Here is a 10223-nt window from a genome sequence, read left to right on the forward strand (position 1 = left end):
ATTATATTGTCACTTACTATAGCAATATTATTAGTTAGCTTTTTATATTTCAAGGTGGATGATGGATTTTATCTTTTTCAGTTTTTTTTGATTTCAATTGTTATTATATTGTTGTTACTTTTTTTAAAAGATTTTTTCACTACATCAGTGTATACAAAGAGTAAAAAGATTCATGATAGTTTAACTAATTTTTCACAAAACACAAGTCAAATTAAGAATAGTGAGGATCTTTTCTTTTACGTTACAAAAGAAATAAGAAATGTTCTTGATATCGCTCATGTAAAGTATGTGAAATATAATTATTCTAGTGACATTTTTTGTGCTACGGAAGATATTAATGAGCATGCATTAATACCAGTACGAAAGAAATGTAAAGATTATGCAGTAAAGGTTGGCGAATTACTAGGGCTGGATGAAGGCTATGCAATTTTAACAGGGAAAAATGATGGGGTCTATGATATTCTGGTTTTATCATTTAAGCGTAATACGACTAAACTAAATAATGAAGAAATAGAATGGCTCACTACACTTTGTTTATATACTAACTTATTGTTAGAGAACTTGAAGAAAACGGAAGAATTAATGAGTGAGGTTTATAATACTTCTATAAGTAATCCTTCAACTACTGTATCTAGATTATTGATTCTACTCGCAGAAAAAGAACGAAGCAAACTGGCTCAAGATATTCACGATTCGATTTTACAAGAGTTGATTTTTACATATAAAAAAATCGAAATATTGCAAAGCAATAATAATGTTAATACGGAGTCGGTAGAAATCATAAAGAAACAGTTAAATGATCAAATTAATTTTATTAGAGAAACATGTTATGATTTAAATCCACCATTCTTGCAAGAAATTGGATTAATAGATTCCCTTTCTATACTCTTTAATAAATATATCGATGCTGGTGATTTTGAATTATTTTTTCAGGTAGATAGAGAAGAATATTATTTCAATTTAGATCAAGATATTTTAATTTCTCTTTATCGGATTGTTCAAGAATTAATGGCGAATGCAAAGAAGCATTCGAATGCTCAATGTATCTTCATCCGTTTAAGCTTGACTAAAGGAAGCTTGGAATTATTGTATGAAGATGATGGAGTTGGATTTAATAGTAATACATTGTTAACGAATAAAAAACACTTTGGATTATCAACTATGCAAGAGAGAATCAAAAGCATGAATGGAGAATTAGCAATTAATTCTGCACCTGATCAAGGTACGATAATTAGAGTCACTATTCATATTAATTAAATTGAGGAATGATGAAATGATTAATATACTTTTAGTGGACGATCATGTTTCTGTTGCGGAAGGCACAAAAGCGTTGCTCGAACAAACTAATAAATTCTCTGTTTCTATTTGTTTTTCGCCAAATGACGTTTTGCAGAAGATGAAGGCTACGAAATATGATTTGTTTTTGTTTGATTTATATATGCCAGAATTAAATGGCATAGAATTATCAAAAATAGTATTTGAGAAGAATCCTGAAGCTCGTATCATTATTTATACTGGATATGATTTAAATACACATTTTAATTTAATAGTTGAAAGTGGTGTTTCAGGATTTATAAGTAAAACAGCATCTAATAAACAATTAGTTAGAGCAATTGAATGTGCGTTGAATGATGAAGTCATTATTCCTCTTCAACTTTTTCATAGCTTGAGAAAAAGCAAAGGTATCGGTGTAATAGAGGGTAATGATAGAAAAATCAATGTTAGTCTTACTGAAAGAGAGCAGGAAATCCTTATATGTGTTTCAAAGGGATTAACGAATAAAGAGATATCAGAAAAATTAATAGTTAGTCAACGCTTAGTAGAGTATGATCTTACAAGTATTTTTCAAAAGTTAAAGGTTAAATCTAGAACGGAAGCTTTAATGAAAGCAAGCAAATATCAATTGTTGGATTTTGTAAATGCTGATTAATGAATATATAGCCACCAGTTTAGACTGGTGGTTTTTTTGTACAAAAAAAGACCCATAATTAGGGGATATCCCTAGTTATGGGCAAAGAGGATTTGGAGAGAGATAAAGCCCTTTGTTCAACAACCCTGAAAAGCTCCTTCAAAAGAGGTGGCTTTTCATTGCTTAAAGACATTACTTGGTGTTCATCATAATCTGCAAAACCAAAGAATGGTATTTCATTGCATATTGTAGATATGATTAGCAACCCTCAAGTAGGACTTAAGTTTTTCTTCCCTAATAAATAAGATGTATTAGAGAAGAAAAACTTAATATCTCTTACCTATAATAATAGATAGATTAGAAAAAAAATTCACCGAAAATATTATTATATTTACCGAAAGAATAAGTATGTATTCATTGCGGTATTCCGAAAAATGATAAGAAGTCTTCTATTCGAAAATGAATAGGAGACTTTTTAAGGTTCGTTTAAGCTAACTGATTAATAATAGCTTCAAGGTTAGCAAATATACTTTGGAGGTATTACAAATGGAAAAAATAAAGAACAACATGATAAAAATTTTATTGGTAATTAATTTAATTTTAGGTGTCTTGTCAACGGCAGGAGTGACGTATTTGATTATAAATCAGTCCAATGGTCCGAAAATGGGAGAGCGAATGGGTGGTTCGGGTTCGATGACACCTCCACAAATGAATGATTCTCAAAATCAACAAAACTCAGATAATACTTCTTCATCAAATTTGTAAGAAAGGGTGATACCAATTGAAGAAATGGATTTGGATTTCATTAGTTATTATATTAGTAGGTGGTGGAATAGCGTGGTTCTTTTTACAAAAAGATAGCCAAACAAATCAATCTCAATCGACAACGCAAACTACAACGGTGAAGAAAGGTAAGTTGGAGGTTGCAATTAGTGGTTCAGGTTCTGTAACGGCAAGTACGGACCAAGATGTAACAGTGGCTAACACGGTATTAGTTGTAGATAGTGTTAGTGTAATATCCGGAGAAGATGTTGATAAAGGTGATACACTTATCACATTTACAAATGGCGAAACTGTAACAGCACCGAATAGTGGTGAAATTGCTTCAGTCTTAGTGAAAAGTGGAAGTGTTGCTTCAAAAGGAACGATTCTACTTCGATTAACGAATGAAGATGATGTTACTTCTCCAATTACAAGAAATACTAGCAATAGTGAGATGGGATCAAGTGGGGGAATTAGTTTAGTAGTAGATACGGTAAAAGTAGCAAAAGGTGATGTTGTGACAAAAGGTACGACAATAGCTAGTTTTACAGATGGTAGTATTCTTCAAGCTCCTGTAGCTGGAACTATTACAAGTTTAGCGATTGCAAGTGGAGACAGTGTTGATAGTTCTACAGCGGTTGCTCACATTACAGATTATACTTCATTACAAACGACAATCAGTGTTGATGAATTAGATATATCAAAGGTAAAAGTGAAGCAAGCTGTAGAAATTAGCGCTAGTGCATTTGAAGATGAAACGTTCGCTGGCGTCGTAACGGCGGTGGCAACAGAAGGGTCATCTGAAAATGGAGTATCTTCATTTGATGTAACAGTAAAAATTACAGATCCGAAAAGCTTAAAAATTGGAATGTCTACTGAAGCAAAGATCTTAATAGAAAGTAAAGACAATGCATTATATGTGCCAGTAGAAGCTGTTTATACAAGTGGTAATGAAAAATATGTCCTGAAAGCTTCCTCTTCAAGTGAGACAGGAGAAAAACAAACAGTTGAAATAGGTATTGCGAATGATACGTATGTAGAAATAACAAGTGGTTTATCTGAAGAAGATTCTGTTCAACTTCCTCAAGTGAAATCTAATAATAATTCTACAGGTCGCAATAATATGCAAGGTGGTTTTGGTGGTGGACAAATGCCAGGTGGTCAAGGGGAGCGTCCATCAGGCAATGGTAGTCCTTCTGGTAATCCTCCATCAGGTGGTGGACGAGGAGGTAATTAATATGACAGCACCGATTATTCAAATTGAAAAAATAAAAAAAATGTATGAGCTTGGTGGAGAGAAAGTAGTTGCTTTACATGATATTACATTATCTATTCAAAAAGGTGATTTTCTTTCGATTATCGGTCCATCGGGCTCTGGTAAATCTACTTTTATGAATATGATTGGTTGTTTAGACAAACCTGATTCAGGAACCTATTACTTAGATGGAAAAGAAGTAGAAAAGCTGAAAGATTCACAACTAGCAGATATTCGTAATGAGAAAATAGGTTTTATCTTTCAAAACTTTAACCTTCTACCTAAATTAACAGCAGTTGAAAATGTAGAACTACCTCTTATTTATAGAGGTTTAAGAGGAACTGAAAGAAGAGAAATGGCATATGAAGCATTGGCGAAAGTTGGACTTGAAGATCGTGGACATCACTTGCCGAGTCAATTATCAGGTGGTCAGCAGCAAAGAGTTGCGATTGCACGGGCATTAGCAGGTAATCCTCCCATACTATTAGCTGATGAACCAACTGGTGCACTTGATAGTAAAACAAGTAAAGAAATACTACAAATCATGAAGGTATTACATGAACAAGGACATACGATTATTTTAATTACTCATGATTTAGAAGTGGCTAAACAAGCAAGTCGTGTTGTCCAAATTCAAGATGGGAAGTTATATGAGAATGGAGGTGAATGGCTTGCAAACCGTTAAAATGGCTCTAAAAAGCATTAAAGGAAATATCGTTCGATCATTTCTGACGATGCTTGGTATTATCATTGGTGTGTCTTCGGTTATTGTGATGGTTGGTATTGGTCAAGGGTCGACAGCTGAAGTTCAAAGTGCAATTGGGAGTCTAGGAACAAATCTTCTCACAGTAAATGTAACTGGGTCAGATGTATCATTTAAAGAAGCTGATGTGAATACATTAAAAGAAGTGAATGGAGTAAAGGACATTGCCCCAACCGTTTCGGGTCGCGTAACGGCAAAGTATGGTAGTAATACATCCCAAGTGTCATTAATTGGTACAACATCTTCTTATGCTGATGTACGTGATCTTCAATTGAAATCTGGTCGATTTATTGCTGACTTAGATCAAGAAAATCATTCGAAAGTTGCGATTCTTGGCTCAGATACGGCTGAAACATTATTTGGTTTAGGTGATGCTGTTGGCGAATCAATAAAAATAAATGGAACATCTTATCGTGTTATTGGAGTTCTACAATCTGTTGGTAGTTCCTTAGGAACGAGTGGTGATAGTACAATTATTGTTCCTTTAAGTACAGGTCAACGATTAACATCAAGTACAAGCATTAGTACTGTCTACGTCACAGCTGCTAATGATAATATGGTGAATTTTACGGAACGAAACTTAGAACAAGCTCTTTATTTACTTCTAGGTGATAGTGACAATTATAGTGTTTCGAGTCAAGAAGATTTAATGGAAACTGCATCTTCAGTTAATCAAACGATGATTCTAATGCTAGGAGGTAGTGCTGCGATTTCACTCATTGTTGGTGGAATTGGAATTATGAATATTATGCTTGTTTCTGTGTCAGAGCGTACGAAGGAAATAGGTATTCGTAAAGCAATTGGAGCTAAGCGTAGAAATATTTTATTTCAATTTTTAGTAGAGTCTGTTGTTGTAAGTTCTTTAGGAGGTATTTTAGGAGTAGTTATTGGAATTATAGCTGCTCAAATATTCTCGATAGTAACGGAAACCACTATAACTCTTTCAATATCAGTTATGTCACTTTCATTTGGCTTCTCATTTGTAGTAGGTATTATATTCGGAGTCTTTCCAGCCATTAAGGCATCAAAGTTGGACCCGATTCAAGCTTTACGATATGGATGATATTTTTTATAGTAAGGATCATTGATTCCTACATATAAATGGTTAGTATGCTTGAATAACAAAAAGGACTGTTAGCATCAATAGTTACGATACTAATAGTCCTTTTATCATTACATACAATATTTATCCTTTCTTCATTACAGTTGCTTCACCATTAATAACCATTTCATCATGCTGGTTTTTTACAATTGTTTGTAAGCGAACAATTTTCTTCTGGTCTTTTTTCTCAATAACTTTTACTTGGGCGGTAACTGTATCACCGATTTTCACGGGAGCTAAAAAATTCAAATTTTGTGATAAATAGACAGTGTTTACGCCTGGAAGTTTCATTCCGATTACGGTAGAGATAAAACCTGCTGTTAAAATACCATGGGTAATTCGTTCTTTGAAAATCGTTGTTTTGGCGAATTCTTTATCTACATGTAGAGGATTGAAATCTCCTGTAATTCCTGCAAAATGATAAATATCGGCTTCAGAAATGGTTTTAGAAAAGCTAGCTTCATCACCAATTTTTAAATCTTCATAGGCAATTCCTTGCATCTTTTCCTCCTTGGTACGCGCTATATTTGTCATTACTTTGCTGGTGTTGGAAGTTCGAAAGACTTTAAAAAATTTTCTTGTGCCTGCTTTATTTGTTCTGCTGCATCTTCGAACGGTTTAAATAGTTTCTCTTGTGATTGTTTAAGTTGTTCATTAGCACTTTCAAAAGGTTTAAAGAATTGGTCACGGCTTTTTTGCTGTTGATCTAGTGCATTTAGATAGAGTGATTCAAAATTAGCGTGTGATTTTGCAAGAATTTCTAAAGAAGATTTAGCAGGGCTGAAAGCTAGTTTTTGTGAAATATGACCAATTTCTTCAAGTTTGTTTACCCATTCAGTAAAGTTTCCTTCACTATAAATTTTAGGGTTCTTCGCTAATCCTTCTTGAACATTGTTTTTCCATTCAGTTGTAACTTTTTTTGAGTAATTCTCGAACTCGTTCAATTGTTGACTAGTTGAATTGATCCATTCTTTTTGTTTATCGATAACTTGAAGAGATTGTTCTTCGATACGTTCAAGTACTTTTACGTTGTTGCCCCATACGTTAAAAATGTTAAATACGTTTGTAGCGTTAGTTTCTTTTGTAACTGTTGACATTGAAAACCCTCCAACTAAAGTTTTGGTTAGTGGTCAATTACTGACCTAGTTATAATTAAGTAAACAAACTAAGTCCTAATGGAGTTATGATTGTTTAGCTTTTAAATAAAACAATTTTTAATCTTCTTGAGGATCTTTACTTGATGTAGTGTTGTTTGAAATAAAGAAGGGGTTATACATATAAAAAAACTGATTGAGCATTTTTTGATATTGTTCTAATGATGTAGCCCAGAAATCTAAATATTGCTCACCCACTGATGTAATAGAATAGATTCGTTTTGCAGGGCCTTTAGATGATGTGTCCCATTCGGAGGTAACTAGTTCATCTTTTTCAAGCTGGCGTAGAATGCGATATAGATTGCCTTGATCGATTGAATGCAATCCAAATTGGGTTAGTTTTTGCATTAATTCATAGCCGTGAGCATTCCAATCTTTAAGTAGTAGTAAGAGTACCGGGACGATAAAGTTCTTTGGTGCACCTGGGATTTGATCTTTTTTATCCTTTTCTTTCCCTGATTCTTTCTTTGAAACCATCTTCAATCACCTTCTAATAATGTGAATTACCTATATATGTAATTTACACCTACTAAGTATAAATGTCAACAAATTCTAAAAATAGAAATAGATAACAATATATCCGTTGTTTCGACATTAAGCTTATGAAATTTGTCGGAAATTGTGGTAATTTTTGGTATCATTTATCATTTCTCGATGGGAATATATAGTAATATAAGTGAGTGTATATTGAAAAAATTAAAAATATGTTGGGAGTTGAAGGTCGTTGGCTGAAAAAACAACGATGGATCCATTTTCTTTGTGGAAGAGTTTGTATGACAAAACTGAAGGCAACTTAAATGAGGTCCTTAATGAGACATTAAAAACAGAAGCATTTTCCGATTGGCTTGGTCAGGTACAAAGTGGATATTTGCAGTATCAAGAATTAGTTCAGAATTCGACGGATGTATATTTAAAACAAATCAATATGCCAACTCGTGAAGAGATTTCTAACATTGCGTCATTAGTTATTCAGGTTGAAGATAAGGTGGAAAGTTTAGATCAAAAAATTGATGATGAACTTATGAATAACCCAGTTACTGAAGAGATATCAAAATTAAAGGCTAGTATTTCAAAACTAGATAAAAAAATGGATCAAATTTTAAGAGCGGTAAAAACTGTTCAGCAAGAGAAAGAAAAAGAAGTAGTTGCTTCTAGTACAGTTGATGCCAAAAATGAGCAAAAAATCGAATCGAAGAAACCGAATGCGTAAGTAGTTCCATTCTTTCTTTATTAAAAAATACATATGAGGTGTATACCGATGACAATTCTTAATGAAAATTACATGGTAAAACAAGAAGCAGATGCTAGTTTAAAAGATAAAATTGCGATTGTAACAGGAGGCTCTCGTGGTATTGGAGCAACTATTGCTAAAATATTAGCTGCAAACGGTGCGAGCGTAATGATTAACTATAATACAAGTAAAGATGCTGCCGAATCCGTTATTGCTGAAATTAACCAATATGGTGGTAAGGCGTTTGCATGTAAAGCAAATGTAGGCAATATTGATGAGGCTCAATATTTAATAGAAGAAACGAAAAAACAATTTGGTAGAGTTGACATCCTTGTTAATAATGCTGGAATTACAAGAGACCGTACCTTCAAGAAACTTAGTGCGGAAGATTGGTATGAAGTAATAAATGTAAATTTAAATAGTATTTATCATACAACGTCGGCTGTTATTGATACAATGCTTGAACAAAAATATGGCCGAATTATTAATATTAGTTCAATTATTGGTCAGTCAGGTGCCTTTGGTCAGACAAATTACTCTGCATCTAAATCAGGAATGATTGGTTTCACGAAATCATTAGCTCTTGAAACAGCAAAAAATGGAGTTACTGTCAATGCAGTATGTCCTGGATTTATCGATACAGAAATGTTTGCTGCTGTACCAGATCAAGTAATAGAGCAAATTGTTTCTAAAATTCCAATGAAACGATTAGGAGCTACAGAAGAAGTAGCAGAAGCGGTTCTGTTCCTTGCAAAAAGTAGTTATATTACAGGGCAAAGCATTAATGTAAATGGTGGAGCATACATGTAGAAATATGAATAAGTACCCTACATAGATAGGGTATTTAATATGGGGAAAATAAGGAGGAGTAATATATGGCTTTTGCTACTTCAAAGGAATTAGAATCATGGGTAAATTTGATGCCAGAGGAATTTCAAAAAGAATATAGACGTTACAAACGTGTTTCACAAGTTTTAACGAAAGAGCCCGAACCAAAAGTAGGGCAAACTCCAAAGGAAGTAATTTGGACGAAAAATAAAGCAAAACTATATCATTATCAACCGAATAAACCGAAGACGAATAAAGTTCCAATTCTAATGATTTATGCTCTTATAAATAAACCATATGTTTTGGATTTAACACCAGGTAGTAGTCTAATTGAATATTTAACAGATCGCGGTCATGATGTATTTTTAATAGACTGGGGTACACCTGGCTATGAAGATCGTAATATGAAGCTTGATGATTATATTTTAGATTATATTCCTAGAGCTGTTCAAAAAGTGTTACGTAAAACAGGGGCGGATGAGATTACTCTTTTCGGTTATTGTATGGGTGGTACAATGACATCTATTTTTGCAGCACTTCATCCAAATTTACCGATTCGTAATTTGATTTTCTTAACAAGCCCTTTTGATTTTTCGGATGCAGGTCTATTTACTACATGGTTAGATGAACGACATTTCAACTTAGATAAAATGGTCGATACATTCGGTATTGTACCACCTGAAGCTATTGATTTAGGAAATAAGTTGTTAAAACCACTTGTGAATTATGTTGGTCCATATGTGTCTTTAATGGATCGCGCTGAAAATGAAAAGTTCGTGAAAAACTGGATGCTCATGCAAAAATGGGTGCATGATGGTATTCCTTTCCCAGGTGAAGCCTATCGACAATGGATTGGCGATTTTTATCAAAAAAATAAATTGATTAATGATGAATTAGTAATCCGTGGTCAAGAAGTGAGATTAAGTAATATTGAAGCTAATATTTTAAATCTTGCAGCGGATCGTGACCATATAGCCGCACCACGTCAAGTGGAACCATTATTGAATAAAGTGTCTAGTAAAGACAAAACATTTGTTGTTATTCCAGCTGGTCACGTTTCTATTACAGTTGGTGGAGCAGCGAACAAGAAAACTTATCCAACGATTGATCAATGGTTAGTTGAGCATTCGAAATAAAAGGAGTAAGTAAAGAAGTCATTAAATTTTGCTACAAGCAAGGTTTAGTGGCTTCTTTTTAAAATTAATTAATAAAAAAACTA

The 10223-nt window shown here is 33.4% G+C and carries 12 protein-coding genes; 9 read left to right on the top strand and 3 right to left on the bottom strand.

Features of this window, described 5'->3' with window-relative positions; translation table 11 throughout:
- From TX86_RS06485 to TX86_RS06510, 6 genes are all read left to right on the top strand, one after another.
- Positions 1 to 1257: sensor histidine kinase (locus TX86_RS06485; protein WP_195892869.1), on the top strand; the 1257-nt coding region annotated here is incomplete at its 5' end.
- Positions 1258 to 1273: 16 nt separating this feature from the next.
- Positions 1274 to 1930, top strand: coding sequence for a response regulator transcription factor (locus tag TX86_RS06490; protein WP_042347365.1), 657 nt, complete (start codon positions 1274 to 1276; stop codon positions 1928 to 1930).
- Between the two features lie 525 nt (positions 1931 to 2455).
- Positions 2456 to 2674 carry a hypothetical protein gene (locus tag TX86_RS06495; RefSeq protein ID WP_042347367.1) on the top strand — a complete coding sequence of 73 codons (219 nt, stop codon included), beginning with the start codon at positions 2456 to 2458 and terminating at the stop codon, positions 2672 to 2674.
- Between the two features lie 16 nt (positions 2675 to 2690).
- The gene (locus TX86_RS06500) at positions 2691 to 3908 is read left to right on the top strand and encodes an efflux RND transporter periplasmic adaptor subunit (protein ID WP_042347369.1); all 1218 of its coding nucleotides are present in this window, start codon (positions 2691 to 2693) and stop codon (positions 3906 to 3908) included.
- A 1-nt stretch (position 3909) separates the two neighbouring features.
- Positions 3910 to 4611: an ABC transporter ATP-binding protein gene (locus tag TX86_RS06505; RefSeq protein WP_042347371.1), complete on the top strand. Its 702-nt coding sequence runs from the start codon at positions 3910 to 3912 to the stop codon at positions 4609 to 4611.
- On the top strand, positions 4598 to 5752 hold the full coding sequence (locus tag TX86_RS06510; protein WP_439096721.1) for an ABC transporter permease: 1155 nt from the start codon (positions 4598 to 4600) through the stop codon (positions 5750 to 5752). The genes TX86_RS06505 and TX86_RS06510 overlap by 14 nt, the downstream gene beginning before the upstream one ends.
- A gap of 123 nt (positions 5753 to 5875) precedes the next feature.
- Here the strand turns inward: TX86_RS06510 and TX86_RS06515 are convergent, their stop codons facing one another.
- The 3 genes from TX86_RS06515 to phaQ all read right to left on the bottom strand — a co-directional run bounded on the left by TX86_RS06515 (position 5876) and on the right by phaQ (position 7422).
- Positions 5876 to 6325: a MaoC family dehydratase gene (locus tag TX86_RS06515; RefSeq protein ID WP_230203579.1), complete on the bottom strand. Its 450-nt coding sequence runs from the start codon at positions 6323 to 6325 to the stop codon at positions 5876 to 5878.
- Positions 6325 to 6888: a polyhydroxyalkanoic acid inclusion protein PhaP gene (phaP, locus tag TX86_RS06520; RefSeq protein ID WP_042347375.1), complete on the bottom strand. Its 564-nt coding sequence runs from the start codon at positions 6886 to 6888 to the stop codon at positions 6325 to 6327. The genes TX86_RS06515 and phaP overlap by 1 nt, the downstream gene beginning before the upstream one ends.
- Before the next feature lie 117 nt (positions 6889 to 7005).
- The gene (gene phaQ / locus TX86_RS06525) at positions 7006 to 7422 is read right to left on the bottom strand and encodes a poly-beta-hydroxybutyrate-responsive repressor (RefSeq protein WP_042347376.1); all 417 of its coding nucleotides are present in this window, start codon (positions 7420 to 7422) and stop codon (positions 7006 to 7008) included.
- 247 nt (positions 7423 to 7669) lie between these two features.
- Here phaQ and TX86_RS06530 point away from each other — a divergent pair, with 247 nt between their 5' ends.
- The 3 genes from TX86_RS06530 to phaC all read left to right on the top strand — a co-directional run bounded on the left by TX86_RS06530 (position 7670) and on the right by phaC (position 10140).
- Positions 7670 to 8155: a poly(R)-hydroxyalkanoic acid synthase subunit PhaE gene (locus tag TX86_RS06530; RefSeq protein ID WP_052343562.1), complete on the top strand. Its 486-nt coding sequence runs from the start codon at positions 7670 to 7672 to the stop codon at positions 8153 to 8155.
- 72 nt (positions 8156 to 8227) lie between these two features.
- Positions 8228 to 8986 carry a 3-oxoacyl-ACP reductase family protein gene (locus TX86_RS06535; RefSeq protein WP_042350239.1) on the top strand — a complete coding sequence of 253 codons (759 nt, stop codon included), beginning with the start codon at positions 8228 to 8230 and terminating at the stop codon, positions 8984 to 8986.
- A gap of 65 nt (positions 8987 to 9051) precedes the next feature.
- Complete coding sequence (gene phaC, locus TX86_RS06540) at positions 9052 to 10140, top strand: class III poly(R)-hydroxyalkanoic acid synthase subunit PhaC (RefSeq protein WP_042347377.1); 1089 nt, start codon at positions 9052 to 9054, stop codon at positions 10138 to 10140.
- Positions 10141 to 10223 lie beyond the last annotated feature (83 nt).

It is taken from the genome of Bacillus massiliigorillae (assembly GCF_000380245.2).
GTDB classification, from domain to species: Bacteria; Bacillota; Bacilli; order Bacillales; family DSM-1321; genus Bacillus_AD; species Bacillus_AD massiliigorillae.

What these genes read in the sequence shown, in the direction of transcription:
- phaQ (WP_042347376.1), bottom strand. Translation starts at nt 7,422, where the DNA reads ATGGTTTCAAAGAAAGAATCAGGGAAAGAAAAGGATAAAAAAGATCAA.
- phaC (WP_042347377.1), top strand. Translation starts at nt 9,052, where the DNA reads ATGGCTTTTGCTACTTCAAAGGAATTAGAATCATGGGTAAATTTGATG.
- TX86_RS06495 (WP_042347367.1), top strand. Translation starts at nt 2,456, where the DNA reads ATGGAAAAAATAAAGAACAACATGATAAAAATTTTATTGGTAATTAAT.
- TX86_RS06535 (WP_042350239.1), top strand. Translation starts at nt 8,228, where the DNA reads ATGGTAAAACAAGAAGCAGATGCTAGTTTAAAAGATAAAATTGCGATT.
- TX86_RS06515 (WP_230203579.1), bottom strand. Translation starts at nt 6,325, where the DNA reads ATGACAAATATAGCGCGTACCAAGGAGGAAAAGATGCAAGGAATTGCC.
- phaP (WP_042347375.1), bottom strand. Translation starts at nt 6,888, where the DNA reads ATGTCAACAGTTACAAAAGAAACTAACGCTACAAACGTATTTAACATT.
- TX86_RS06490 (WP_042347365.1), top strand. Translation starts at nt 1,274, where the DNA reads ATGATTAATATACTTTTAGTGGACGATCATGTTTCTGTTGCGGAAGGC.
- TX86_RS06505 (WP_042347371.1), top strand. Translation starts at nt 3,910, where the DNA reads ATGACAGCACCGATTATTCAAATTGAAAAAATAAAAAAAATGTATGAG.